The following is a 24,486-nucleotide window of genomic DNA, read 5'->3' as shown; positions in this document are numbered from 1 at the left end:
CATCTATTCTTGTGATGCCGACCGCCGCTCCGATAGGATGAGGGGGCGACGAAATGGCGGGAGCGGATCATGGCAGGACGGTTCACCGGGCTCTGGCCCGCGCTTGCGGTGGCGCTCGCGCTGATCCCGGCCGCCACGCCGTCCGCGCGGGCCGAGGTGCGGATCAAGGACATCGCCCAGTTCGAGGGCGTGCGCGAGAACCAGCTCGTGGGCTATGGTCTCGTGGTCGGTCTGAACGGCACCGGCGACAGCCTGCGCAATTCGCCTTTCACCGAACGCTCGATCGAAGGCATGCTGGAGCGGCTCGGCGTCGGCAACCTGACCGATGAACAGATGCGCACCCAGAACACCGCCGCCGTCATGGTCACGGCGATGCTGCCGCCCTTCGCGCGGCGCGGCTCGACCATCGACGTGGTGGTTTCCTCTCTGGGCGATGCCTCGTCCTTGCGCGGCGGCACGCTGATCGTCACGCCGCTGACCGGCGCGGATGGCGAGGTCTATGCCGTCAGCCAGGGCCCGATCGCGGTGGCGGGCTATGCCGCCCAGGGCGCCAATGCCAGCATCGTCGAAGGCGTGCCGACGGTGGCGCGGATCGAGAACGGCGCCACGGTCGAGAACGAGATCGACTTTTCGATCAACGAGATGAACAGCATCCGCATCGCGCTGCGCACGCCCGATTTCACCACCGCCGACCGGGTCGAGCGGGTGATCAACGACCGCCTCGGCGGCGGCGCCACGGCGCTTGATTCGGGCACGATCGAGGTGCGGCCCACCGACAAGAACGACATCCCCGGCCTGCTGGCCGAGATCGAATCGCTGCGCGTGCAGCCCGACGCCATTGCCAAGGTGGTGATCGACGCGCGCTCGGGCACCATCGTGATCGGCTCGCAGGTCCGCATCGCCGAGGTCGCGGTGAGCCAGGGCGGGCTGACGGTGATCGTCAAGGAGGAGATCGAGGTGAGCCAGCCCGAGCCGATCTCGATCGGCAACACCGTGGTGGTGCCGCAGACCGAGGTGACGGTCGAGGAGCAGGAGGCGCAGTTCTCGATCCTCGAAGGCGATGTCAGCCTGCAGCGGCTGGTCGACGGTCTCAACGCCATCGGCGTCACCGCCAGCCAGACCATTTCGATCCTGCAGGCCATCAAGGCCGCGGGCGCGCTTCACGCCGACCTGGAGATCATCTGATGGAAATCAGCCCCGGCTCGCTGTCGATCCGGCCACTGGCCAAGACCCGCGAGCCCGACCCCGAGACCATGGAAACCGCCAAGAAATTCGAGGAGATGTTCCTCGCCCAGACGGTGGACGAGATGCTCAAGAGCGCCGGTACCGGCGCCTTCGGCGGCGGCCATGCCGAGGAACAGTGGCGCAGCTTTCTCGCCCGCGCCTTCGCCGAGCAGATCGCCGATCAGGGCAGCTCGGGCATCGCCCAAAGCGTCGCGCGCGCCATCGACGCCTATGGGGACGCCGGGGAGGGACGCACGTGAGCGCGCAGGACGTGGCGGACGCGCCCGGCTTCGACGCCGACATCGCGGCGCTGACCGACCTGCTCGAAGCGGAAATCGCGGAGATCCGCACGGGCGATCTGTCGCGCGTGGCCGGGCGGCTCGAAGAGAAATCGGCGCTGGCGGCGCGGCTCGACGCGGCCGGGCCCGAGATCGGCGCGGCGCTGGATGACGAGGACGGGGACGGGCTGCGCGCGCGTCTCGACGCGCTGGCGGCGCTGATCGCGCGCGACGCGGCGCTGCTGGAGCGGATGCGCGAGATCACCGCCGAGGTGAACCGCGAATTGTCGCGTCTGCGCGACCGGCACGGGCTTGGCGGTCTTTACGGCGCCGACGGCCATCGTAGCGCGCGGGACACACTCTCGCGCGCCTCCATGGATAAATCGGTATAGCGCCACAAACGCGCCCCAATTCATGGCTTTAACCATAGTCATACCGCGGCGGTCATGCCGACTTCGTCAGAAAGACGATCGAACAGTAAGAACGCTGGAGCAGTAAAAATGTCTTCGATCCTCACCAACAATTCCGCGATGTCCGCCCTCTCGACCCTGCGGAACATCAACTCGAGCCTGAGCAACACCCAGGACCGCATTTCGTCGGGCCTCAAGGTTTCCTCGGGCAAGGACAATGCCGCCTATTTCTCGATTTCCGAGACCATGAAGGGCGACAGCGGCATGACCAAATCGGTCAACGAAGGGCTGACTCTTACCAAGAACGTGGTGTCTACTGGCCGCCTTGGTGCGGAGACTGTCAAAACGCTCGCCAAAGAATTCTCTGAGCGCGTCGCTTTTGCGCAGGCCGAAGGGGTTGACCGTAAAGAGGTTCAGAAAGAGCTCGACGAGCTTGTAAAGCGCATCGGATCTGCGATCGATCAATCCTCCTTCAATGGCAACAGCGTCACGGACGGTACAGTCGGGCTTGAAAACGCAGTCAAGACGGCTGATGAACTTGACGTTGTGACTGGGTTGAAGCGCGATGCTGCTGGCGCTTTCTCAACGACGTCGATCAAAGTCAGCCAAGTAAACTTGTCCGCCATCAAAGACGCGCTTGCAACGATCGATATTAACGATCAAGCCGACGAGACCACACCAGTTGCTGCGGACGCTGGAACCATCGGCGGGAAGGCCGCATATGCCGGCACTACCGCTGAAGCACGCATGAAATATAGTCTCGAAGTGGCCGAGCTTGCACTGGGCTATGCTGTTGAGGCTGCGACCACTCTCGGTGTAGCCGAGAAGACGCTGGAAACTCAGCAAGAGTTTCTGACCTCGCTGTCTGACCGTCTTGATAGCGGTGTCGGCTCCATGGTCGATGCGAACATGGAAGAAGAAGCTGCTCGTCTTCAGGCGCTTCAAGTCCAGCAGCAGCTCTCCAGCCAAGCCCTGTCAATCGCCAACCAGGCGCCGCAGAACATCCTGAGCCTGTTCCGCTAAGGTTCGGCGCGGCTCGCCCCTCGGGGCGGGCCGCACCCCGTCCGGGCCAGCGCCCGGCATTTCTCCAAGATTTCCGACCGGCTGACGCGTCTGCGCGCTCCTCGGGCTGTGTCCGCGTCCGCCTCCACCACGCCCTGCGAGAACAGCGGGGCCCAGCGCGAGAGCAGAACGCATGAGCATCGCCGCCTACAAGACCACCATCCGCGAAAGCGAAACCCCCCGCCAGATCGAACGCCGCATCCTGAGCCGCGTGACCGGCCAGATGGCCAGCCGCGCCGAGGCCTATGACCGGGCCGACAGCAGGCTCGATCGCGGCGCGCTCTTGTCCGACGGGCTGCGGAATGATCTCGCGACCAACCAGAAATTCTGGAACGAGCTGAAATACGATCTCGCGCAGCCCGAAAACGCGCTGCCGGCCGAGCTGCGCGCCGGGCTGATCTCGCTCGCGCTCTGGGTGGATCGCCAGACCAATGCGGTGATGGGCGGCAATGCCGGTGTCGGCGCGCTGGTCGAGGTCAATCGCTCGATCGTCGCGGGCCTCGCGGGGCAGGCTCCCGCTACGGCGGAGGTGGCCTGACATGGCGCTCAAGCTCACGCTCAAGCCCGACGAACGCATCGTCGTGAACGGCTGCATGATGCGCAACTCCTCGCGCCGCCATGTGCTGACCGTCGAAAGCCACGCCGACGTGGTGCGCGGTCATGACCTGCTCGACGAGGACGCGCCCGCGACGCCGGTGACGCGGGTCTATTTCCTGATCCAGACCGCGCTGATCCAGAAGGCGGTGCGCGACGACTTGCTGCCGGTGATCCAGAAACAGCTCGCCGCGCTTGCCACGACCTTCGGTAACCCCAGCCTCGGCCATGTCTTCGAGGCGGCGAACTACGTCTCGATCGGCGATTTCTACAAGGCGCTGCGGGCGCTGCGCCCGGTGATCGCGCATGAGGCCGAGCTGTTCGAGCGGATCGCGGCGCGCGACGAGGCCGCCATGGCGGCGCGCGCGCCCGAAGCGCATGAACCCGAGCGGCGGGCGGTCGGATGATCAGCCTTTCGGGCCTGAACACGCGGATGGGCCTGCAGCTGGTGGACGCTACGCGCGACCGCCAGCTCGACATGATCCGCGACAGCGCAGAGGACAAGCGCGCCATCGCCGCCTTCGAAGAGCGGATCGGCAATGTGTTCTCGGTCGACCAGCTGATGGAAGACCGCGAGCTTTATGTCTTCACGATGAAGGCCTTCGGGCTCGAGGATCAGATCTTTGGCAAGGCCATGGTCGAAAAGATCCTCAAGAGCGACCCGGACGACCCGAAATCGCTGGTCAACCGGCTGACCGATCCGCGGTTTCGCGAGATGCACGAGGTCATGGGCTTCGTTGACGAAGGCCAGAACAACCTCAATACCTTTTCCACGAGCTGGCAGAGCGACATGGTCGACCGCTATGTCGAGCAGCGGTTCGAGAGCGCGCAGGCCGAGCAGAACGAAAAGGTCGGCACCGTGCTCGAATTCCGCCGCAAGGCGGGCGAGATCAAGAACTGGTTCGACGTGCTCAAGGACAAGGACCTGTCCGAATTCATGCGCACCGCGCTCGGCGTGCCCGCCAGCGCCGCCGGGCTCGACATCGACAAGCAGGCCGACCTGTTCAGGCAGAAATTCGACCTGGCGGATTTCAAGAACCCCGCCGAGCTGGAAAAGCTCGAACGCAAATATGTCGCGATCTCGGACGCCAAGGCCGGGGTGCAGGCTTCGGCCAATGCCGCGCTGTCGCTGATGAACGCCGCCGTCAGCGCCGGGGCGGGGGGGCGGTTCACGCCGATCACGCTCGACATCAGCGCCATCACCGCGCTGCCGCGCCGCACCTATTGAATGCGGCGCGGGCCGGGCCGCGTCACTCCAGGATATCCTCGTCCTCGTCGCTGGCGCTCGGCAGGTCGATCGAGCCTTCCTCGGCGAGCTGGCGGGTGTAGTCGACGATCATGGTCTGCGCGGCGCGGGCGTCGCGGCCCCTGACCGGGCCCATCGTGTTCATCTCGTCGAGCAGCATGTCGCGCGCCCGCGCCGTCAGCGCGTCGAGGAAATGCGCGCGCATTTCCTTGGAGGCGCCGCGCAGCGCCAGCGGCAGCGTGTTGCCCTGCAGGCCCCGCATCACCCGCGCGAGGCTCTGCGCGTCGAGCCGGATCAGGTCCTCGAAGGTGAACATCTTGGACACGATGCCTTCGAGCGCGCCGGGCCGGCGGCTGTCGATCGCGGCCTGCAGCCCCTCGAACACGTCGCGGTCGAGCTTGTTGAACAGGTCCGCCATGCGCTGTTCCATCTCGACCGCGCTCGACTGGCCGCCCGCCGAGAGCATGTCGGTCTGCAGCGTCTCCTCGATCTGCGCCATCATCTTGGGCGGCACCGCCTCCATGCGGATCATCCGCTCGACCACGTCGCCCATCATCTCATCGCCCAGAAGCGGCAGCACCTTGGCGGCGACGTCGGTGTCGATGTTCGACAGGATCGCCGCGGCGGTCTGGCCGTGCTCGCCCTTGATGTAGGTGGCGATCACCGCCTCGTTCATGGCCGAGAACTTGGCCCAGAGGTCGCGCTCCTTCATCGGGCCGCGAATGTCGTTGAGGATCGCCTCGACCTGCTCGTCGGGCAGGAACGCCCGCAGCATCGCCTCGGCGGTGGTCAGGGAGCCGACCACGCCACCGCCCGTATCCACGCCTTCGGAGAACTCGGCCAGCACCTGCTCGACCAGCTCGGCCTGCACCACGCCGAGCCGGGCCACGGCGCGGGTGATCTTGGCGATGTCCTCGGGGGAGAGCTTGCGCATCAGCTCCGAGCCGCGCTCCTCGCCGAGGCACAGAAACAGGATCGCCGCCTTTTCGGCGCCGCGCAGCCGCCGCAGCGGCGGGGTGGGCGGCGTCGCCGCGGCACGCACGGGGTTGGGTTCGGGGGCGGGCGCAGGGGTCATCGCGTTCATCGTCATCCTCCGGCCAGCGGCACATAGCTTTCCATCAGGCTGCCCGCCAGCATGTACCAGCCGTCGATCAGCACGAAAAAGATCACCTTGAACGGCAAGGAGATCAACACCGGCGGCAGCATCATCATGCCGGCGCTCATCAGCACCGAGGCGACGATCAGGTCGATCGCCACGAAGGGCAGGTAGATCAGGAAGCCGATCGAAAAGGCCCGGCGCAGCTCCGAGATCATGAAGGCCGGGATCAGCGAGCGCCAAGACGCGTCTTCGGCGGTCTCGGGCACCGGGGCGGGCTCGGTGCCGTCGGCGCGCGCGGCCAGCCCCTCGAACAGCTCGATGTCGCGCGGACGGGTGTTGGCGAACATGAAATCGCGAAACGGGTCGCCGATCCGCGCGATCGCCTGCTCCTCGGTGATGGCGTTGTTCAAAAGCGGCTGCAGACCGCCCTCCCAGGCATCCTCGAACACCGGCTGCATGACGAAGAAGGTCATGAACAGCGCCATCGAGGACAGCACCATGTTGGGCGGCGTCTGGTTCAGGCCGAGCGCCGAGCGCAGCATCGAGAAGACGATCACGAAGCGGGTGAAGCTGGTCATGATCATCAGCAGGCCCGGCGCGATCGACAGCACCGTCATCAGCGCCACGAGCTGCAGGATCCGCCCCGACAGAGAGGCGCGCTCGTCCGAGCCCGGCGCCGCATCCGAGAACACGTCGCCCAGCGCGCCGAGCACGCCCGCGCCGTCCTGCGCCATGGCCGGCAGCGCGGTGAGCGCGAGCGCGCCGGTCGCGAAGAAGAGGAGGTGGCGGGCCATCGGTGGTGTCAGTCGCCCGTCACGTAATCCTTGACGATCTCGGTCAGCGAGACGCCGATCCGCGCATCCCCCAGCTTCACGAGATCGCCGCGCGCCACGAGGCGGTCGTTGATCACCACCTCGACCGGCTCTCCGATGCGCTTGTCGAGCTCGATCACCGAGCCGCGCCCGAACTTCAGAAGCTGCGCGATCGGCAGCCTCGCATGGCCGAGCACGATCTGCACGTCGAGCCCGACATTGAGCATCGCCTCGATGTTGCGCCCGCCCTTGGCCGTTTCGGCCTCGGGGGCGTCGTCGAACAGCGCGGCGGCGTCCTCCTCGATCTCGGGGAACTCGGCGCCGGTGGTCTTGCTGGGGGTATCCGTCACGTGCGGTCCTCTTGTTCGGGGTGGGGGCGGGCGTGGGCCCGCAAGGTGTCGCGGATCGCGGCGCAGATCCGCGAAAAGCTGTAATCGAGCCGCCCGCCTTCCCATGTCACCCGCGCATCGCCGGGCACGAGAGCGGGGTCCTCGGTGATCCGTGTCTGCGCCCCGAGGCCCTGCGCGGCGACGAGCGCCTCGACATCGGCGCGCAGGTCGCTGGCCGGATCGCCGGCCGGCGGCAGCGCGATCTGCAGCTGGGGCGCCCCGAGACCGAGCCTGAGCCCGCGCCGCACCTGCGCCAGCGCGCGGGCATGGGCGCGGGTGTCGAGGATCTCGGGCAGCACCGTCTCGGCGGTGGCGGCGGCGTAGCCGAGGATCTGCCGCTCCAGCGCCGCGCGATGCTCGGCCTCGTGCGCCAGCACCGCGTCGAGCCGCGCCGCGATCCGGCCCAGCGCGCTTGAGCGGGCCTCGGTCTCGGCCGCCTGCGCCTCGGCTTCGGCGGCGGCGCGGCCTTCGGCGCGGCCTTGCGCCAGGGCCTCGGCGCGCACCGCCTCGATGGCGGCGAGCAGCTCCTCATCGGTGTGGCGCGCCCGCCGCTCGCGCTGCGCGACCTGCCGCTCCTGCGCGATCTCGCGGTCGAAATCCCTTTCGAAGATCGACATCTCAGGCCTCCTCGGCCAGCCAGCTCTGCACCACCTTCAAGGAGGCTTCGGGCTCGCTTTCGACCATGTCGCCCACCGAAACGAGGCGGCGCTTGTTGACCTTGCCGTCGACCGAGGCGAGCGAGACCATCTCGCCGCCATCATAGGTCGCGAATTGCTGCTCATAGGGCAGGACCGCGTGCTGGCCGGTGCCATCGGGCAGCGCCGCCGCGGCCCCGGCCTGTCCGGCCTGGCCCAGCTGTCCGGGCAGCGCCGCCATGCCGGGCAGCTGCGTCGCGCCCTGGCCGTCATAGCCGAGCCGCGCGGCACCCGCTTCGGTCGCCCCCGCGAGCGCTAGCCCCGTCCCGGTCTCGGGCAGCACCCGGCGCAGCATCGGCCGCAGCCCGAAGCCCAGCACCGCCGCCACCAGCGCCAGCGCGAAGGTGCCGCGCAGGATCGCGCCGAAGTTCTGCGCGATGGTCTGGCCCAGCGACAGCCCGATCGGCGCGCCGACATCCATCGAATAATCCATGAAGCGCAGGCTGTCGACGGAGACGGTGTCGCCGCGCGCCTCGTCATAGCCCACCGCCGAGCGGACCAGCGCCTCGAGCCGTTCAAGCTCCTGCGCGCCGCGCTCTTCATAGATCGTCTCGCCATTGGCGGCGACGTTGTAGATGCCGTTGACCAGCACCGCGACCGAGATCCGCTGCACCGATCCGGGCTCGCGCACGGTCTCGCTCTGGGTCGAACCGATCTCGTAATTGACGATCTCGTCGGTGCGGGTCGAGGTGGAGGCCGACTGGTCGCCATTGACGTCGCCGCCAAGCTCGGGCGGCAGGTTGTTGGCGACGCCGACCTCCTGCTGCGTGCCCTCGCGGTCCTGGCTCTCTTCCTGCCGGGTCTCGGTCGAACGCACCACCTGCTGGTCGGGGTTGAAGCTCTGTTCGCGGATCACCTGCCGCTCGGTCGACAGGTCGACATTGACCTGCACCCGCGCATTGCCCGCGCCGACCCGCGCGGTCAGCATCTCGGTGATCGAGCGCTGCAGCCGCTCCTGCATCGAGGCGCCCGCCGCCTGCACGCCGGCGTCGCCCTCGGTCTCCTCGCTCAGGATGGTCTCGCCGCTGGCCGACAGCACCGTGACGCGCGACGGCGCGAGATCGGGCACGGCGGAGGCCACCAGCGCCCGGATCGCGAGCCCCTGCCGGCGCGAGATCGAGGAGGTGGCACGGCCGCGCACGATGACCGAGGCGGAGGGTTCGGGCCGGGTGCGCGAAAACGCCTCGCGCTCGGGGCAGCACGAGATGCACGCGCGCCGCGTCGATGCCGTCGATGGTCTGGATCGAGCGGGCCAGCTCGCCCTCGAGCGCGCGCAGCCGGCTCACCTGCTGCATGAAGCTGTTCATGCCGAGCCCGGAGGACTGGTCGAAGATCTCCCATCCCGCGCCGCCCTCGCCGGGCAGGTTCTGCTCGGCCAGCGCCATGCGCGCCCGCGCCACGTCGTCCTGCGGCACGCTGACGATGGTGCCGCCGCCCGACAGCTCGACGTCGAAGCCGTCCTGTTCGAGCGCCGAGACCACCCGCCCGGCGGTGGCCAGCGACAGGTCGGAGTACAGCGGCGCATAGCTCGGCGCGAGCACGAGGTTCAGCCCCACCAGAAGCGCCAGCACGAGGCCCAGCCCGGTCGCCCCTAGGGCGATCAGCCGCGGGCGGCCCAATGCCGCGAGATTGTCGATGATGGATTGCACGCCAAGGCCTCGCCGGTACGGGTCTTTGACAGGCAATCTATTCCGAACTGCGGCAGTGGAACAAGTATAGTCATGTATAAGTTCTTGCCTGTTAGGCCCAAACAACACATATTGTCCATGTTCCGACGACACTCCGGGGACCGTCAGTCATGTCCGATGCGAATGCCAAGTTGGCGGGCCGGGAAAACGGCGCGCGCCCGGGCCGGTTGCGCCTGATCCTCTTGATCCTCGTTTCCGTGGTCGCGCTCGGCGGCGGTCTCGTCGCGGCGGTGGGCCCGTCGCGGATCATGGCGCTGGCCGGTCTCGGCGGCGCAAAGGCGCCGCAGGCCGATGCGGCGCAGGCGCATGACACCGCCCCCGAGGAGATGCGCGCGGCGCTGGCCGCCGATCCGGCGCGCATGGCGATGCCGTTCGAGGAAATCATCGTCAACATCACCGCCACCACCGTTTCGGGCCGCCAGACCAGCCGGTTCCTGAAGCTCGACCTCGCGCTGATCTATGATTCGGCCGCGCCCGACGCGGCCCGGCTCGAAGAGCGGCGGATCTACATGCGCGACAGTTTCCAGGATTACCTGCGCACGCTCGACGAGCGCGACCTGCGCGGCAGCCTCGGCCTGTCCGAGCTGAAATCGGAGCTGCTGCGCCGGGCCCGCGCGGTTTCGGGCGGCGCGGCGCCGCGCGAGATCCTGGTGTCGGACATGATCGTCCAGTGAGGGGAGAGGCCGCATGAACCAGCGCACGCTGCGCCAGCCCGAGGGCGGCCTGACCGCGGGCAGCATCGAGGAACAGATCATCCAGATGGCCTCGCTCAGCTACGAGCGTCTGCCGCTGCTGGAATCGATCTTCGAGCGCTACGCGCTGACGCTCGGCAGCGCGTTCAAGAGCTTCGTGGCGATGCCCTGCGAGGTGACGCTTCTGTCGTTCGAATACCTGCCCTGCGGCCCGGCGCTCGAGGCGATCGGCGCGCCGGCGCTCACGGCGGTGGCGCGGGCCGATCCGTGGGACGCGCGGATCGCGCTGGCGGTGTCGCCGGAGCTTTTGTTCTCGACGCTGGAGATCATGCTGGGCGGGCGCAACGGCGACAGCCGGGCGTGGTCGCCGCGCAGCTTCACCGCGATCGAGCGGCGGTTCTGCCAGAAGCTTGCCGAGATGGTGTTCGACGAACTGGAGCCGGGCTTCGAGCCGGTCGGCGGGGTGCGGTTCCGCTTCGATCACCTCGAGAACATCCCCTCCAATGCCGTGATCGCCCCGCCGGCCACGCCGGCGGTGCGGATCCGGTTGCAGGTCGGGCTCGAAGGGCGCGGCGGCACGCTCGATTTCGTCATTCCCGACAATGCGCTCGAAAGCATTAGGCCGCTGTTGTCGCAAAGCTTTCCGGGCGGAGACATCGGTGGCGACAGCGGTTGGCGCGAGGCGCTCGGCCGGTCGATCTCGGGCTCCGAGGCGCGGCTGACGGCGGTGCTGCACGAGGTGCGGCTGGGCCTGCGCGAGGTGCTCGACTGGGCGCCGGGGCAGGTCATTGACCTTGGGATCGACATGGAGCACGAGGCCACCGTATCGTGCAACGGACGCGCGCTGTTCCGCGCCGCGATGGGCCGTCGCAAGAACGGCGCGGTGGCGTTGCGCGTCACCGAAGAGCTTGGAGACGAGAAGGAGCGCGACGATGGCCGTGCTGATTGACGCGGTGATCCTGCTGATGCTGGCCGGGGTCCTGGGATACGCCTTCATGGTGGACCGCCGGGTGCGGTCGCTGATGGACACCCTGCGCGAGCTGCAGCCGATGATCACCGCCTATTCCGCGGCGGTCGACCGCTCCGAGGAAACGGCGCGCGACCTGTCGAGCACGGCGCGCGGCATGACCGAGGCCGAATCCCGCTCTGCCAAGGCGCCCGCGCCGCGCGACAAACCCGCGCCGCGTGGCGGCGACAAGGCGGCCCGCGCCGCGCGTGCCGCGCGCGCGCAGGCGGCGGGCGTCACCCGCGTCACCGGCAAGACCGAGCTGGTGCAGGGCTTTTTCGACAGCGTGCGCGAGCGCGGCCAATGACCATGCCGCGTCCCTTCCAGATGGTGATCGGCGGTCTGGCGCTGGCCGGGGTCGCCAAGGCGGCGCTGCTGGTGGGCGGCATCGCTGACGCCCCCACATCGCCGCAGCCGCGCCCCGGCCTGTTCGTCGGCGCCGCCAATGCCGCGGGCGGCGAGGCCGAACCCGCCGCGCCGCCCGCGCCTGCGCCGGCGCCCGCCGCCATCCCGCAAAGCTGTGCCGCGCCCGAAGAGGTGCTCTCGGCGATCGCGACCGAGCGCGGCCTGCTCGACGAGCAGCGCACCGCGCTAGACGGGCGCGCCTCCGAGATCGCGCTCGCGCGCGAGACGCTGGAGGTGGAGACCGCCCGGCTCGAGGAGCTGCGCGGCGAGCTGCAGGGGTTGTTGAACGAGATCGACGACGCCCGGCAGGCCGATGTCGACCGGCTGGTGGCGCTCTATGTCAACATGAAGCCGCGCGAGGCCGCGACCATCATGAACGATCTCGACATCGCCGTCGCGGTGACGATCCTCGGCGCCATGCCCGAGCGCGACGCCGCGCCGGTGCTGGCGGCGATGAACGTGGTGCGCGCGCAGGCGATCTCGATGATCATTCTCGAACGCTCCAAGCTGCCGGGCGACCAGCGGCTCGACGGCATCCGGCTGCAATAGGCCCTAATCCTCCTCGCGCAACCGCGAGCCTTCGGGCGGGGCGCGGCGGATCCGGCGCTTGAGATCCATGATGTAGCCGATGATCTCGGCCACGGCCTGCCAATGCTCGGCCGGGATCGCGTCGTCGACCTCCACCACCGCGTGCAGCGCGCGCGCCAGCGGCTTGTTCTCGACCACCGTGACCTCGTTTTCGCGCGCGATGCGGCGGATCTGCGCGGCGATCAGGTCGGCGCCCTTGGCGACGCAGACCGGCGCGGCGTCCACCCCCGGCGTATAGCGCAGCGCCACCGCGTAATGGGTCGGGTTGGTCAGCACGACGGTCGCCTGCGGCACGGCGGTCGCGATCCGCTGCTGGGCGCGCTTGCGGCGCAGCTGCGCGCGCTTGGACTTGATATGCGGGTCGCCCTCGCTGTCCTTGTGCTCGTCGCGGATCTCCTTGAGGCTCATCCGCTGCTTGCGGATGTAGTCGATCCGCTTCCAGATGATGTCGATCAGCGCGACGGCGGCGAGAAAGGCGGTCGCGCCGACCAGCATCCGCACGATCGCGCCGCGCGCATGCGACAAGAGTGTCTCGGGCGTGAAATTCGGCGCCTCCCAGATCTCCATGACCGATCCGCGCACCGCGAAGATGGCGATCACCGTGACCACCGCCACCTTGGCGATGTTCTTGCCGAACTCGACGAAGGCATCGGCTGAGAACAGCTTCTTGAAGCCCGAGCCGGGATTGATCTTCGACAGCTTGGGCTTGATCCGCTCCAGCGCCACCACCGTCTGGCCCTGGATCAGCACCCCGAACAGCGCCGCCAGCACCATCACCAGAACCACCGGCGCCAGCGTCCCCGCCACCGCGATCACGAGATGCTGCGCCACGCCGCTGACGTCGCGCAGCCCCGTCGCCCCGACGCCGATCTCCATGCCGCCCGCCGCGGCCAGAAGCCCCGACAGATCGCCCGCGAGCCGCGGCATCATCGTCGGCAGCACGTAAAGCGCCAGCACGAGGAGCGCGAAGGCGCTCATCATGTTGCCGGTTTCCTTGGAGGAAGGGACGTCGCCCTTCTGCCGCGCCTTGCGCAGCTTGGCTTCCGTCGGCTCCTCGGTCTTGCTGCTCTTGTCCTCTTCGGACATCGCGCCCCCCTAGAACCTGAAGCCGTTGAACCAGTCGGCCAGCGCCTGCGCCGTGCCGGCCAGCATCGCCGGACCGGCGAGGACGAGCCCCAGAAGCCCGGTGGCGATCAGGATCGGCGCGGCCACGAAGAACACCGGCAGGCTCGGCATCGCCCGGTTGGCCAGCCCCATCCCGAGATTGAGCACCAGCGACAGCACGTAGAACGGCGCCGCGAGCGAGACGCCCAGATAGAAGCTCTGCGCCACCGCCCGCACCACCTGCTGCGCCAGGTCGCCCAGCATCAGCTGGCCGGGCGGAAACAGCACATAGCTGTCGACCAGCGCCCGGATCATCAGGTGGTGCAGCTCGGTCACGAAGATCAGCGCCACCCCCGCCATCATCAGCACGCTGGCCAGCAGGGTGGAGCCCTCGAAGCTGCCCGTCGCCGGGGCGAAGGCGTTGGACAGCCCCGCCACCATGCCGAGCTGATAGCCCGCGAAGCTCAGCGCCGAGAACAGGATCCGCGCGGTGGTGCCGATCCACAGCCCGATCGTGATCTCGACCGCCAGCATCGCCAGAAGCGGCACCGGCGCGATCCGCGCCGCGCCCTCGACCGGCACCAGAGGGGCGAGCGCGGCGCTCAGCATCAGCGCGAAGAGCAGCCGGTGGCGCGGCGGGATCGCCTGTTCGCCGAAACCCGGCAGGAACATCAGCGCAGCACCCAGCCGCGCGAAGACGAGGCCCGCGGACAGTGCCTGCCCGACGAGGATCTCGGCGAGATCCAAGCCTAGCCGCCGATCGTGGCGACGGTGCGCAGCGCCGCCTTGCGGTGCACCTCGTTGTGCGAGATCACCTGCGTCATCGGGCTCACCCGCTCCAGCATGGAGCGCACGAAGGAGCGGACCTCTGGGCTGACCATCAGCGCGGGCCATTCATCCTTCTGGGCGAATTGCTGGATCTCCTTGCGGGCTTCCAGCACGAATTCCTGCACCCTTTGCGGCGACATCAGGAAATTGCGCTCATCGCCGTTCATCCGCACCGCGCCGTTGAACTCCGTCTCCCAGGCCGAGGACATGGTGATGACGGGCACGAAGCCCTGCGCGTCGGTCAGCGCGTGGCAGATCTGGTTCGACAGGCGGCGGCGCACATGCTCGGTGATCAGCGTCACGCTCGACGTGGTGCGCCCGGCTTCGGCGATCGCCTCGACGATCAAGGGCAGGTTGCGGATCGAGATCCGTTCCAGCAGCAGCGCCTGCAGCACGTGCTGCACCAGAATGGTCGGGCTGGTGCCCGAGATCTCGCCCGCGAGCTTCTGGTAGGGGCGCGGCAGCCCCTCGATCAGCTCCTGCACCGCGCCATAGGTCAGAAGCTCGGGCATGTGCTGCTTGATCACCTCGGTCAGATGCGTGGTGATGACGCTTTCGGGATCGACCACGGTGCAGCCCGCGGCTTCGGCGGCGTCGGCATGGCTCTGGTCGACCCAGACCACCTCGAGCCCGAAGGTCGGATCCTTGGTGCGCGGGCCGGGCAGGGCGATCGCGGCCTCGGAGGGGTTGATGACCATCATGCCCGTGGCGCGCACCTCGGCGGTGGCGGCGGCGACGCCCTGCACGGTGATGGCATAGCTGTCGGCGCCGAGCACGGGGTCGTCCTTGATCCGCACCGAGGGCAGCACGAAGCCGTATTCGCGCGCGAAGAGGTGGCGCAGGCTCTTGATCTTGCCGGGCAGGGCGGCGTCGGGGCGGTTGATCAGCGGCACCAGCGCCCCGCCCAGATCGAGCCGCAGATCGTCGAGCTTGAGCGTTTGCTGGACGTCGTCCTCTGGCGGGGCGCTCGCGGCCGCTTCGCCCGCGATCGCGCTGGCCGCCTCGCGCGCGGCGCGCGCCTTGGCCTCGCGGTCCATCACGAAGCCCAGACCGGCCATCATCGCGGCGAGGATGGCAAAGACCGGCAGCGGAAAGCCCGGCAGGAGGCCGATCCCGAACAGCAGCCCTGCGGCCATGTAGAGCGCCTTGGGAAACTTGCCGAGCTGGGTCAGCACCGCCTCGTTGGCCGCGCCCTCGGTGCCGCCCTTGGTGACGATGAGACCGGCGGCGAGCGACACGATCAGCGCCGGGATCTGGCTCACCAGCCCGTCGCCGATGGTCAGCGTGGTATAGACATTCGCCGCCTCGCCGATCGGCAGCCCGTGCTGGACCACGCCGATCAGGATGCCGCCGACGATGTTGATCATGGTGATGATCAGCCCCGCCACCGCGTCGCCGCGCACGAATTTCGACGCGCCGTCCATGGCGCCGAAGAACTTGCTTTCGTCCTCGAGCTCCTTGCGCCGCTCCTTGGCGGCGGTCTCGTCGATCAGCCCGGCGCCCAGATCGGCGTCGATCGCCATCTGCTTGCCTGGCATCGCGTCGAGCGAGAACCGCGCCGCGACCTCGGCGATGCGGGTCGAGCCCTTGGAGATGACGATGAAGTTGATCACCACGAGGATCGCGAAGATCACGATGCCGATCACGAAGCTGCCCGCGACGATGAAGCGCGAGAACCCCTCGATCACGCCGCCCGCCGCCCCCGGCCCGGTGTGGCCCTGGCTCAGGATCAGCCGGGTCGAGGCCACGTTGAGCGACAGCCGCAGCATGGTCACGACCAGGAGCAGGGTCGGAAAGCTGTTGAACTCCAGAGGTTTCGGAATCCACAACGCGACCATCAGGATCAGCGCCGAAAGCGCCAGCGACACCGCGAGGCCGAGATCGAGAAGCACCGAGGGCAGCGGCACGAACAGCACCGCCAGCACCAGCGTGACCCCGACCGCGAAGCCGACGTCGCGGTTGGCGAGGCCCATGTCGACCATCGAGAAGGCGGGCTTGGTGTGGGGGGCGGGTTTCGGGCTCATGCGGGTCTCACGATGCCGGATCGGCGCGGCCGATCACCGGCCTGAGCGGGGCGTTGCTGTAGATGCCGAAGCGCGCGCCGCCCGCCGCGCCACCCGCCGACCAGCCGCGCCGCATGGCGCCGCGCGCCAGCGGGCTGGCGCCGGGGGCGACCGGTGATGCCGCGCCACGGCCGGCGATGTCGCGAAACCCGGCGATGCGGTCATTGGCGACCTCGATGTTGCGGCGCAGCGCCGCGAGATAGACCTGCTGCGCCTCGGGCGTGCGGGAATGATAGGCCCCGGCGGCGGCGGTCCAGTCGCCGAATTCCTCGTAGAGCCCGCGCAGGAACCGCGCCGCGTAATCGACATTGCGCGCCGGGTCGAACCCCTGGGCCGTGTCCTCGAACGCCTCGGGATGCCAGCGCATGTTGATCTGCATGCAGCCGACATCGATGCTGTCGATCCCCGCCGCGCGCCGCTGCGCGATCCAGCCCAGCGCCTGCGCGCGGCTGTCGAACAGCCGGCCTTCGCCCGCGGCGTTCACCGCGTAGGGCCAGATCGTCTGATGGCCGCCGCGCGTCACGCCGGCCTCCTGGATGCCGATGGCCAGCAGCAAATTGCCGGGGATGCGGTGGCGCAGCTGCGCGCGCAGGATCTCGGCCACGCAGACACCGTGTTCGAGCGGCGCGCCATGCGCATCGGCCCCGGCGGCGGCCGGGGCCTGCCGCGCGCCCGAGCCGCGGTAGAAATCGCCCCAGCCGGCAAGGCCGGGCCGCGGCAGGAGCGCCGCGACCAGCGCCACGGCGAGGCCGAGCCGTCTCATGCGCCGCCGCTCGCGATCAGGTCGAAGACCCGGTCCGACAGCTTGGTCAGCGTGGCATAGATGAAGGGCGTGGCCGCCAGCAGGCCGAGAAAGATCGCCGCGATCTTCGGCACGAAGGTCAGCGTCATTTCCTGGATCTGGGTCAGCGCCTGAAAGAAGGCGATGACGAGCCCGACGCCCAGCGCCAGCGCCAGGATCGGCCCCGAGCCGATCAGCACCGCGAGGATCGTCTCCGACAGGATGTCGTATGTATCGCTCTCGGTCATCGCCGCGGCCCCCGCGCCCTGAACGATGCCGCGATCAGATCGGCATCCGCATGATTTCCTGATAGGCCTCGACCACCTTGTCGCGCATCGAGACCATCATCTTCACGGTGCTTTCGAGCTCGAGCGTCGCCTCGACCACCTGCTGGGTGCTGACTTCCCCCACCAGCCCCTTATGCGCCACGGCTTCGGCGTCGCGTATGTTGCCGACCGTGTTCGCGGTGGCGCCCTTCAGGATCTCGGCAAAGCTGTCGCCGGTGGCCGCGGGTTCGGCCGGAACAGGCGTGCCCGACAGCTCCTGCGAGGAGCGGTAGGCGCCGCGGACATTCGAGGTGGAAAGGATCGAGGAAAATTCGGTCATCGGTCAAACCTATCGCAACAGATCAAGCATCTGGGTCCGCATCGCGCGCCCGGCCTCGAACATGTTCATGTTCGCCTCGTAGCTGCGCGAGGCCTCGCGCATGTTGCTCATCTCGAGGATCGGGTTGACGTTGGGCATCTTCACCATGCCCTTGGCATCCGCCGCCGGGTGCGCGGGGTCGTGCACCAGCATGAAAGGCGTCTTGTCGCGGCCGAAATCCTCGACCCGGACCATCGAGGCGCCGATCTCGCGGTCGATCATCTCCTCGAAGGACAGCGTCTTGCGGCGATAGGGATCGGCGCCGGGCGTGCTGCCGGTGGAATCCGCGTTGGCGACGTTCTCGGCGACCACCTTGAGCCGTTCGCCCTGCGCCTTCATGCCGCTGGCGGCGATCGCGCTGATCGAGTTGAGAGGGTCCATGGCGATCTCCTGAAGCTCAGCGCATGCCGGTGACGGACAGCGACAGAAGCTCGTGGCCCTTGCGGTAGAGCTGGCTGGCGAGGCGATAGCTTTCGCTCACCTCCGCGGCCTTCACGGTCTGCTGTTCGAGCACCACGGTGTTGCCGTCGATCGAGGCGTCCCAGGCGGCGGGATCGTCGATCACGCGGGTCGCGTCGTGGCGCCCGCCGGAAGAGGTGATGTGGCGCGCATCGGTGGTGGCGACCCCGGATTGCGCCCCCGCGAGCACGGCGTCGAAGCCCGACACCTCCCGCGCGCGAAAGCCCGGCGTGTCGGCGTTGGCGACGTTTTCGGAGATCACCTTCTGCCGCGACGCGAGCCAATCGAGCCGTTTCGAAGCAAGAGCAAAGAAGGACATGCCATCGAGCATTTGCGTTTCCTTTCGGGTCGATCATGGATAGCATGTATAAATCGGCATGACTACCGGGATGATCTTCATGCAGACGGCATTTTCGGAACTGACGTCGCAACTGCGCAACGCCTCCGAGGCGCGCGTCTCGGGCGAGGTGCGCGCGGTGCTGGGCCTGTCGCTCACGGTGAGCGGGCTGGAGCGGGCGGTCGGGATCGGCGGGCGCTGTACGGTGCATGGCGCGCGCGGGCCGGTCTTGGGCGAGGTGGTCGGCATCGACGCGCGCGGCACGCATCTTCTGCCCTTCGGATCGTGGTCCGGCGTGGTGGTCGGCGACCGGGTCGAAAGCAGCCCGCGCGGCGACCTGGTGCGCCCCGACGGCGCGTGGATCGGGCGGGTGGTCAACGCGCTCGGAGAGCCGCTCGACGGGCGCGGGCCGCTGATGGAGGGCGAGGCCGCGCGCCCGGTGCGCGCCGGGCCGCCCGCCGCCTTTGCCCGCCGCCGGGTCGGCGCGCGGCTCGACACGGGCATCAAGACGCTCGACGTCTTCGTGCCGCTGTGCCGGGGCCAGCGCATGGGCGTCTTCGCCGGCTCGGGCGTCGGCAAATCGACACTGATGGCGATGCTGGCGCGCGGCGCGCAGGCCGACGTGATCGTGGTGGGCCTTGTCGGCGAGCGCGGCCGCGAGGTGCAGGATTTCATCCAGGAGGATCTCGGGCCGGAGGGCATGGCGCGTTCGGTCATGGTGGTTTCCACCGGTGACGAGCCGCCGCTCATGCGCCGACAGGCCGCCTGGACCGCGACCGCCGTGGCCGAGCATTTCCGCGATCAGGGGCTTCAGGTGCTCTTGCTTCTCGACAGCGTCACCCGCTTTGCCATGGCGCAGCGCGAGATCGGGCTGGCGGCGGGCGAGCCGCCGACGGCCAAGGGCTATCCGCCCACGGTGTTCGCCGAGCTGCCGCAGCTCCTTGAGCGTTCGGGCCCCGGCGCCGAGGGGCAGGGCGACATCACCGGTCTCTACACGGTGCTGGTCGATGGCGACGACATGAACGAGCCGGTGGCCGACGCGGTGCGCGGCGTGCTCGACGGCCATGTCGTGCTCGACCGCGCCATCGCCGAGCAGGGGCGCTTTCCGGCGGTCAACATCCAAAAGAGCATCTCGCGGATGCTGCCCGGCTGTCATTCGGCGGCGGAATACGCGGTGTTGCAGGCGGCGCGGCGCAGCCTCGCGCGGCATGCCGACATGGAGGAGCTGATCCGCATCGGTGCCTACAAGTCCGGTTCCGACGAGGAGGTCGACGCCGCGATCCGCTTCGCGCGCCCCGCCGACACGTTTCTCAGCCAGCGCAAGGGCGAAGCGATGGTCGCCGATGAAAGCTTTGCCGAGATCTACCGCATGCTGGCCGAGGCGGGCATCGCCGTGGCGTTGCCCAAGCCCCCGGCGGCGCCCGCGCCGCTGCGCCGCGCGCCCGGCTGAAGGGGGCTTTCGCCCGTGGTCCCGGACGTCTAGAGAGGTCCGCTCGGACCGGCCCGGCGGGGCCTCACTCGGCGGAGACCCCTCATGACGTCCACGGCCTGCGGCATCGATTTCGGCACTTCCAATTCCACCGTCGGCCTGGGCTGCGCGCAGGGCGCGCGGCTGATCGCGGTCGAGGGAGAAGAGCCGACGATCCCGAGCGCGGTGTTCTGGGAGGTGGACGATCCCGCGCCGATCTTTGGCCGCGCCGCGATCGACGCCTATGCCGAGGGCGAGGACGGGCGGCTCCTTCGCGGGTTGAAAAGCACGCTGGGTTCGTCGCTGATCACCGAGCGCACGGCGATCGGCCGCCGCTCGGTGAGCTTCGTGGAGATCCTCGGGCATTACTTCGGGCATCTGCGCGCCCGGCTCGACGCGGCCATGCCCGGCGTCGAACGCGCGGTTCTGGGCCGCCCGGTGCATTTCGTCGACGACGATGCGACGGGCGACCGCGCGGCGCAGGACGCGCTGGAGGAGATCGCGCGCGGCGCGGGGTTTTCGGAGGTGAGCTTTCAATACGAGCCGATCGCCGCGGCGCTGCATTACGAAAGCGGCATCGCGCAGGAAGAGCTTGTCCTGATCGTCGATATCGGCGGCGGCACCTCGGATTTCTCGGTGGTGCGCGTCGGCCCCGGGCGCAGGTCGCGTCCCGACCGCGCGGACGACATCCTTGCCAATGACGGCATCCGGGTCGGCGGCACCGATCTCGACCGGCTCTTGAGCCTCGCCAGCGCCATGCCGCATCTCGGTCTCGGCAGCCCGATCCGGGGCGGCAAGGGCGACATGCCGCGGCATTACTACGTCGATTTCGCCACGTGGCACCGCATCAACCGGCTTTATGCGGCGCGCGCGCTGTCGGATCTCAAGGCGCTCGCGCGCGAGGCGGATGCGCCCGAGCTGGTGGGCCGCATGGTCCGCGCGGTCGAGGACCGGCGCGGCCACGCGCTTGCCATGGCGGTGGAGGGCGTGAAGGTCGAGTTGTCGGAGGCCGAGGCCGCGCGCCTTGAGTTGAAGCCGCTGGTGGGCGGCCCGAACCCGGTGGTGACGCGCGCGGAATTCGAGGCGGCCATTGCCGCACCGCTGACCCGGATCGGCGACCGGATCGGCGCGGTACTGGCTCAGGCGGGCGTCGGGCCCCAGGCGATCGGCACGGTGTTCATGACAGGCGGCTCTTCGCGCCTGCCCATCTTGCGCGCGCTGGTGGCCGAGCGTCTGCCCGAGGCGCGGATCGCGACAGGCGACATGCTGGGGTCGGTCGGCACGGGTCTTGCGCTGGAGGCCGGTCGCCGCTTTGGCTGAGGCCACTTTGTTCCACAAATACGCAAACCCGACATGTCGGATCGCGCCACGCAAAAAGGCCCGGGAGCATCCCCCCGGGCCTTTTTTTCGGTTCCGTTCGCTGCCGCTTCAGAGCGGCCGCTTGAGCCATTTCGAGATCACGCCGACGATGCCTTCGCGGAACAGCAGCACGCCGAGCACGAAGATCACGCCCTGGATCACCGTGACCCATGCGCCCATCGAGGCGAGGTAGTTCTGCATCGTCACCACGATGGTGGCCCCCAAGAGCGGCCCGAACACCGTGCCGACCCCGCCCAGAAGCGTCATCAGCACCACTTCGCCCGACATCGACCAGTGCACGTCCGTGAGCGAGGCAAGCTGGAACACCTGGCTCTTGGTGGCGCCCGCCAGACCCGCGAAGGAGGCCGAGAGCACGAAGACCATGAGCTTGTAGCGGTTCACCCTGTAGCCGAGCGAGATCGCGCGCGGCTCGTTCTCGCGGATCGCCTTGAGCACCTGGCCAAAGGGCGAATGCACGATCCGGTAGAGGAACAGGATGCCGCCGAAGGTCACGGCGAGCACGAGGTAGTAGAGCGCCTCGTTGCTGTCGACGGGGAAGATCCCGAACAGCGAGCCGCGCGGCACCGACTGGATGCCGTCCTCGCCGCCGGTGAAATCGGCCTGCAGCGCGAAGAAATAGACCATCTGCGCGAAGGCCAGCGTGACCATGGCGAAATAGATCCCCTGCCGCCGGATCGCCAGCGCGCCGATGGCGAGGCCGAGAATGCCCGCGGCGAGGGTGCCCGCGATGATCGACAGCTCGGGCGAGAGCCCCCAGACCTTGGAGGCATGCGCCGCGACGTAGGAGGCGCCGCCGAAATAGGCGGCATGGCCGAAGGACAAGAGCCCGCCGAAGCCCAAGAGCAGGTTGAAGGCCGCCGCGAAGAGCGCAAAGCACATCACCTTCATCGCGAAGACCGGGTAGACCAGCATCGGCAGCACCGCGAGCACCACGAACAGCACGGCGAAGATCGCCATGTGCAGCTTGGGCATGCCGGCGGTGGCGGGGCGGCGTTCGTTCGTTTCGGGCTGGATATCGCTGACGCTCATCAGTTGTTCCTCCCGAACAGGCCTTCGGGCTTGATCATCAGCACGATGGCCATGATGACGAAGATGACGACGGCGGAACCGGCGGGGTAGAACACCTTGGTCAGCCCTTCGATCACGCCGAGGCCGAAGCCGGTGACGATGGCGCCCATGATCGATCCCATGCCGCCGATGACGACGACCGCAAAGACGACGATGATGAGATCCGCGCCCATGTTCGGATTGACCGAGTAGATCGGCGCCGCGAGCACGCCCGCAAAGCCCGCCAGCGCCACGCCGAAGCCATAGGTCAGCATGATCATCAGCGGCACGTTGATGCCGAAGGCGCCCACCAGCGTCGGGTTCTCGGTCGCGGCGCGCAAGTAAGCGCCGAGCCGGGTCTTCTCGATCACGAACCAGGTGCCGAAGCAGACGATGACCGAGGCCACCACGACCCAGCCGCGATAGTTGGGCAGGAACATGAAGCCGAGGTTCTGGCCGCCCGAAAGCTGGTCGGGGATGTTGTAGGGCAGGCCCGAGATCCCGTAATAGTTGCGAAACAGCCCCTGGATGATCAGCGCGACGCCGAAGGTCAGCAAGAGGCCGTAGAGGTGATCGAGGTGATAGAGCCGCCGCAGCGCCAGCTTTTCGAGCACGATGCCGGTCGCGCCGACGATGACGGGCACGAGGATCAGCGCCCACCAGTAGTTGATGCCGAGATATTCGAGCAGCATCCACGCGACGAAGGCGCCGAGCATGTACTGCGCGCCATGGCTGAAATTGATGATGTTGAGCAGGCCGAAGATCACAGCCAGCCCGAGCGAGAGGACCGCGTAGAACGACCCGTTGATCAGCCCGAGCAGGAGCTGCCCCATCAGAACCTGCGGCGGAATGCCTAGGAGTTCGAACATGCCTGTCCCGTTGTTTTGAGTGGCCCCGAAGGGCGGGGGTGGGCGCGCCTTGCGCGGCGCGCCCGGTCAGCCGTCAGCCTTCGTTGGCAAAGGCGCAGCCCGAACCTTCCATCGGCAGGAACGCGTCCTCGCCGGAGATGGTCGAGACGTGGTTGTAGAGATCCCACTCGCCGGTGGATTCATCGGGCGACTTCACCTCGTAGAGATGCATGTCGTGGATCACCCGGCCATCCTTGCGCACATAGCCTTCGCCGAAGAGCGGGTCGTCGAAGCTGTTGGCCTTCATCCATTCGGCCACCACGTCGCCATCGGTCGAACCGGTGGCCTCGACGGCGCGTAGGTAATGCATGGTGCCCGAGTAGACCCCGGCATGGACCATGGTGGGCTTGGAGCCGAACTGCTCCTCGAACCGGGCCGACCAGGCGCGGGTGTCGTCGTCGTGATCCCAGTAGAAGGCCTCGGTCAGCACGAGGCCTTGGGCGGTCTCGGCGCCGAGCGCGTGGACGTCGGTGATGAACATCAGCAGGGCGGCGAGCGCCTGGCCCGACTGGGTCACGCCGAACTCGGCGGCCTGCTTGATGGCGTTGACCGTGTCGCCGCCCGCATTGGCAAGACCGATCACGTCGGCGCCCGAAGCCTGCGCCTGCAGCAGGAAGGACGAGAAGTCGGTCGCCGGGAAGGGGTGGCGCACCGAGCCGACCACTTCGCCGCCCGAGTTCTCGACGATCTTCATCGTCTCTTCCTCGAGCGAATGGCCGAAGGCGTAGTCGGCGGTCAGGAAGAACCACTTGGCGTCGCCGCGCTCGGTCACGGCGCCGCCGGTGCCCTTGGCGAGGGCGGCGGTGTCGTAGGTCCAGTGGATCGTGGTCGGCTGGCACTGCTCGCCGGTGAGCGCGGTGGAGCCCGCGCCGCTGTCGATCAGGATCTTGTTGGCCTGCGCGGTGATGTCGGCCACGGCGAGCGCGGTCGAGGAGGTCGGCACGTCGAGGATCGCGTCGACGCCGTCCTGATCGTACCACTGGCGCGCGATGTTCGACGCGATGTCGGGCTTGTTCTGGTGGTCGGCCGAGATCACCTCGACATTCATGCTCTTGTCGGCGGCGCCGAAATCCGCGACCGCCATGCGCGCCGCGACCACCGAGCCTTCGCCCGACAGGTCGGCATAGACGCCGGAGCGGTCATTGAGCACGCCGAGCGTGACGTCGATGCTGTCTTGGGCCATGGCGGGCAGGCCAAAGGATGCGACAGTCAGCGCACCAAGTACCGTTTTCTTCATGTTTTCCTCCCATTGGACGGCGCTTTTGATGCGCCTTTTGA

The 24,486-nt window shown here is 68.2% G+C and carries 29 protein-coding genes and 1 pseudogene; 13 read left to right on the top strand and 17 right to left on the bottom strand.

Annotated elements, in window-relative coordinates:
• The first annotated feature begins 69 nt into the window (after nucleotides 1–69).
• The 7 genes from LOKHON_RS01050 (at nucleotide 70) to LOKHON_RS01020 (ending at nucleotide 4,796) form a co-directional block, all read left to right on the top strand.
• Nucleotides 70–1,185: a flagellar basal body P-ring protein FlgI gene (locus LOKHON_RS01050; protein ID WP_017929988.1), complete on the top strand. Its 1,116-nt coding sequence runs from the start codon at nucleotides 70–72 to the stop codon at nucleotides 1,183–1,185.
• Complete coding sequence (locus LOKHON_RS01045) at nucleotides 1,185–1,484, top strand: rod-binding protein (RefSeq protein ID WP_017929987.1); 300 nt, start codon at nucleotides 1,185–1,187, stop codon at nucleotides 1,482–1,484. The genes LOKHON_RS01050 and LOKHON_RS01045 overlap by 1 nt, the downstream gene beginning before the upstream one ends.
• The gene (locus tag LOKHON_RS01040) at nucleotides 1,481–1,894 is read left to right on the top strand and encodes a flagellar protein FlgN (protein WP_017929986.1); all 414 of its coding nucleotides are present in this window, start codon (nucleotides 1,481–1,483) and stop codon (nucleotides 1,892–1,894) included. Before LOKHON_RS01045 ends, LOKHON_RS01040 begins: the two co-directional genes overlap by 4 nt.
• 108 nt (nucleotides 1,895–2,002) lie before the next feature.
• On the top strand, nucleotides 2,003–2,935 hold the full coding sequence (locus LOKHON_RS01035; RefSeq protein WP_026147647.1) for a flagellin N-terminal helical domain-containing protein: 933 nt from the start codon (nucleotides 2,003–2,005) through the stop codon (nucleotides 2,933–2,935).
• 172 nt (nucleotides 2,936–3,107) lie between these two features.
• Nucleotides 3,108–3,512 (top strand): flagellar biosynthesis regulator FlaF, encoded by a 405-nt coding sequence (locus tag LOKHON_RS01030; protein ID WP_017929983.1) that lies wholly within the window; start codon nucleotides 3,108–3,110, stop codon nucleotides 3,510–3,512.
• Nucleotide 3,513: 1 nt separating this feature from the next.
• Nucleotides 3,514–3,975, top strand: a complete 462-nt coding sequence (locus LOKHON_RS01025) for a flagellar biosynthesis repressor FlbT (RefSeq protein ID WP_017929982.1) — start codon at nucleotides 3,514–3,516, stop codon at nucleotides 3,973–3,975.
• Nucleotides 3,972–4,796 carry a DUF1217 domain-containing protein gene (locus tag LOKHON_RS01020; protein ID WP_017929981.1) on the top strand — a complete coding sequence of 275 codons (825 nt, stop codon included), beginning with the start codon at nucleotides 3,972–3,974 and terminating at the stop codon, nucleotides 4,794–4,796. The genes LOKHON_RS01025 and LOKHON_RS01020 overlap by 4 nt, the downstream gene beginning before the upstream one ends.
• Nucleotides 4,797–4,818: 22 nt before the next feature.
• On the opposite strand, the gene LOKHON_RS01015 is transcribed toward LOKHON_RS01020, so the two are convergent.
• The 6 genes and pseudogenes from LOKHON_RS01015 to LOKHON_RS16395 form a co-directional block, all read right to left on the bottom strand.
• Nucleotides 4,819–5,898 (bottom strand): flagellar motor switch protein FliG, encoded by a 1,080-nt coding sequence (locus LOKHON_RS01015; RefSeq protein WP_017929980.1) that lies wholly within the window; start codon nucleotides 5,896–5,898, stop codon nucleotides 4,819–4,821.
• A 2-nt stretch (nucleotides 5,899–5,900) separates the two neighbouring features.
• Entirely contained in the window at nucleotides 5,901–6,707 is an 807-nt protein-coding gene (gene fliP / locus LOKHON_RS01010; protein ID WP_017929979.1) for a flagellar type III secretion system pore protein FliP, read from the bottom strand.
• A gap of 8 nt (nucleotides 6,708–6,715) precedes the next feature.
• Nucleotides 6,716–7,075 carry a FliM/FliN family flagellar motor switch protein gene (locus LOKHON_RS16320; RefSeq protein WP_017929978.1) on the bottom strand — a complete coding sequence of 120 codons (360 nt, stop codon included), beginning with the start codon at nucleotides 7,073–7,075 and terminating at the stop codon, nucleotides 6,716–6,718.
• Nucleotides 7,072–7,731, bottom strand: a complete 660-nt coding sequence (locus tag LOKHON_RS01000; RefSeq protein ID WP_017929977.1) for a FliH/SctL family protein — start codon at nucleotides 7,729–7,731, stop codon at nucleotides 7,072–7,074. The genes LOKHON_RS16320 and LOKHON_RS01000 overlap by 4 nt, the downstream gene beginning before the upstream one ends.
• Before the next feature lies 1 nt (nucleotide 7,732).
• A complete protein-coding gene (locus tag LOKHON_RS16400; protein ID WP_245631415.1) occupies nucleotides 7,733–8,737 on the bottom strand; it encodes a flagellar M-ring protein FliF C-terminal domain-containing protein in 1,005 nt (334 codons plus the stop codon).
• 144 nt (nucleotides 8,738–8,881) lie between these two features.
• Nucleotides 8,882–9,290, bottom strand: a pseudogene (locus tag LOKHON_RS16395) (flagellar basal-body MS-ring/collar protein FliF); the annotation flags it as partial.
• A gap of 317 nt (nucleotides 9,291–9,607) precedes the next feature.
• Here LOKHON_RS16395 and LOKHON_RS00990 point away from each other — a divergent pair.
• The 4 genes from LOKHON_RS00990 to LOKHON_RS00975 are packed head-to-tail and all read left to right on the top strand — an operon-like array spanning nucleotide 9,608 to nucleotide 12,149.
• On the top strand, nucleotides 9,608–10,171 hold the full coding sequence (locus LOKHON_RS00990) for a flagellar basal body-associated FliL family protein (RefSeq protein ID WP_017929975.1): 564 nt from the start codon (nucleotides 9,608–9,610) through the stop codon (nucleotides 10,169–10,171).
• Between the two features lie 13 nt (nucleotides 10,172–10,184).
• The gene (locus tag LOKHON_RS00985) at nucleotides 10,185–11,138 is read left to right on the top strand and encodes a flagellar motor switch protein FliM (RefSeq protein WP_017929974.1); all 954 of its coding nucleotides are present in this window, start codon (nucleotides 10,185–10,187) and stop codon (nucleotides 11,136–11,138) included.
• Complete coding sequence (locus tag LOKHON_RS00980; protein ID WP_017929973.1) at nucleotides 11,122–11,502, top strand: hypothetical protein; 381 nt, start codon at nucleotides 11,122–11,124, stop codon at nucleotides 11,500–11,502. Before LOKHON_RS00985 ends, LOKHON_RS00980 begins: the two co-directional genes overlap by 17 nt.
• On the top strand, nucleotides 11,499–12,149 hold the full coding sequence (locus tag LOKHON_RS00975) for a MotE family protein (RefSeq protein WP_017929972.1): 651 nt from the start codon (nucleotides 11,499–11,501) through the stop codon (nucleotides 12,147–12,149). The genes LOKHON_RS00980 and LOKHON_RS00975 overlap by 4 nt, the downstream gene beginning before the upstream one ends.
• Before the next feature lie 3 nt (nucleotides 12,150–12,152).
• On the opposite strand, the gene flhB is transcribed toward LOKHON_RS00975, so the two are convergent.
• From flhB to flgB, 8 genes are read right to left on the bottom strand one after another with little or no spacing between them, the layout of a single operon-like run.
• Nucleotides 12,153–13,274, bottom strand: a complete 1,122-nt coding sequence (gene flhB / locus LOKHON_RS00970; protein WP_017929971.1) for a flagellar biosynthesis protein FlhB — start codon at nucleotides 13,272–13,274, stop codon at nucleotides 12,153–12,155.
• A gap of 9 nt (nucleotides 13,275–13,283) precedes the next feature.
• The gene (locus tag LOKHON_RS00965; RefSeq protein WP_017929970.1) at nucleotides 13,284–14,039 is read right to left on the bottom strand and encodes a flagellar biosynthetic protein FliR; all 756 of its coding nucleotides are present in this window, start codon (nucleotides 14,037–14,039) and stop codon (nucleotides 13,284–13,286) included.
• A 2-nt stretch (nucleotides 14,040–14,041) separates the two neighbouring features.
• The gene (flhA, locus tag LOKHON_RS00960) at nucleotides 14,042–16,144 is read right to left on the bottom strand and encodes a flagellar biosynthesis protein FlhA (RefSeq protein WP_017929969.1); all 2,103 of its coding nucleotides are present in this window, start codon (nucleotides 16,142–16,144) and stop codon (nucleotides 14,042–14,044) included.
• A 7-nt stretch (nucleotides 16,145–16,151) separates the two neighbouring features.
• Nucleotides 16,152–16,946, bottom strand: a complete 795-nt coding sequence (locus tag LOKHON_RS00955) for a transglycosylase SLT domain-containing protein (RefSeq protein ID WP_017929968.1) — start codon at nucleotides 16,944–16,946, stop codon at nucleotides 16,152–16,154.
• Nucleotides 16,943–17,212 (bottom strand): flagellar biosynthetic protein FliQ, encoded by a 270-nt coding sequence (locus LOKHON_RS00950; RefSeq protein ID WP_017929967.1) that lies wholly within the window; start codon nucleotides 17,210–17,212, stop codon nucleotides 16,943–16,945. The genes LOKHON_RS00955 and LOKHON_RS00950 overlap by 4 nt, the downstream gene beginning before the upstream one ends.
• A gap of 34 nt (nucleotides 17,213–17,246) precedes the next feature.
• The gene (fliE, locus tag LOKHON_RS00945) at nucleotides 17,247–17,570 is read right to left on the bottom strand and encodes a flagellar hook-basal body complex protein FliE (protein ID WP_017929966.1); all 324 of its coding nucleotides are present in this window, start codon (nucleotides 17,568–17,570) and stop codon (nucleotides 17,247–17,249) included.
• Between the two features lie 9 nt (nucleotides 17,571–17,579).
• Complete coding sequence (gene flgC / locus LOKHON_RS00940) at nucleotides 17,580–17,990, bottom strand: flagellar basal body rod protein FlgC (protein WP_017929965.1); 411 nt, start codon at nucleotides 17,988–17,990, stop codon at nucleotides 17,580–17,582.
• Between the two features lie 16 nt (nucleotides 17,991–18,006).
• The gene (flgB, locus tag LOKHON_RS00935) at nucleotides 18,007–18,387 is read right to left on the bottom strand and encodes a flagellar basal body rod protein FlgB (protein ID WP_245631413.1); all 381 of its coding nucleotides are present in this window, start codon (nucleotides 18,385–18,387) and stop codon (nucleotides 18,007–18,009) included.
• Nucleotides 18,388–18,466: 79 nt separating this feature from the next.
• On the opposite strand from flgB, the gene fliI reads away from it, so the two are divergent.
• Both fliI and LOKHON_RS00925 read left to right on the top strand, forming a co-directional pair.
• Entirely contained in the window at nucleotides 18,467–19,855 is a 1,389-nt protein-coding gene (fliI, locus tag LOKHON_RS00930; RefSeq protein WP_051059678.1) for a flagellar protein export ATPase FliI, read from the top strand.
• 84 nt (nucleotides 19,856–19,939) lie between these two features.
• Entirely contained in the window at nucleotides 19,940–21,193 is a 1,254-nt protein-coding gene (locus LOKHON_RS00925) for an Hsp70 family protein (RefSeq protein ID WP_017929962.1), read from the top strand.
• Nucleotides 21,194–21,301: 108 nt separating this feature from the next.
• On the opposite strand, the gene LOKHON_RS00920 is transcribed toward LOKHON_RS00925, so the two are convergent.
• The 3 genes from LOKHON_RS00920 to LOKHON_RS00910 form a co-directional block, all read right to left on the bottom strand.
• Nucleotides 21,302–22,282: a branched-chain amino acid ABC transporter permease gene (locus LOKHON_RS00920; protein WP_017929961.1), complete on the bottom strand. Its 981-nt coding sequence runs from the start codon at nucleotides 22,280–22,282 to the stop codon at nucleotides 21,302–21,304.
• Entirely contained in the window at nucleotides 22,282–23,169 is an 888-nt protein-coding gene (locus LOKHON_RS00915; protein ID WP_017929960.1) for a branched-chain amino acid ABC transporter permease, read from the bottom strand. The genes LOKHON_RS00920 and LOKHON_RS00915 overlap by 1 nt, the downstream gene beginning before the upstream one ends.
• Before the next feature lie 73 nt (nucleotides 23,170–23,242).
• Nucleotides 23,243–24,445, bottom strand: a complete 1,203-nt coding sequence (locus LOKHON_RS00910) for an ABC transporter substrate-binding protein (protein WP_026147644.1) — start codon at nucleotides 24,443–24,445, stop codon at nucleotides 23,243–23,245.
• Between the last annotated feature and the right edge of the window lie 41 nt (nucleotides 24,446–24,486).

It is taken from the genome of Limimaricola hongkongensis DSM 17492, assembly GCF_000600975.2.
Lineage (GTDB): Bacteria > Pseudomonadota > Alphaproteobacteria > Rhodobacterales > Rhodobacteraceae > Limimaricola > Limimaricola hongkongensis.
The sequence above is the reverse complement of the archived record's forward strand: the minus strand, read 5'-3'. Positions and strand labels throughout refer to the sequence as shown.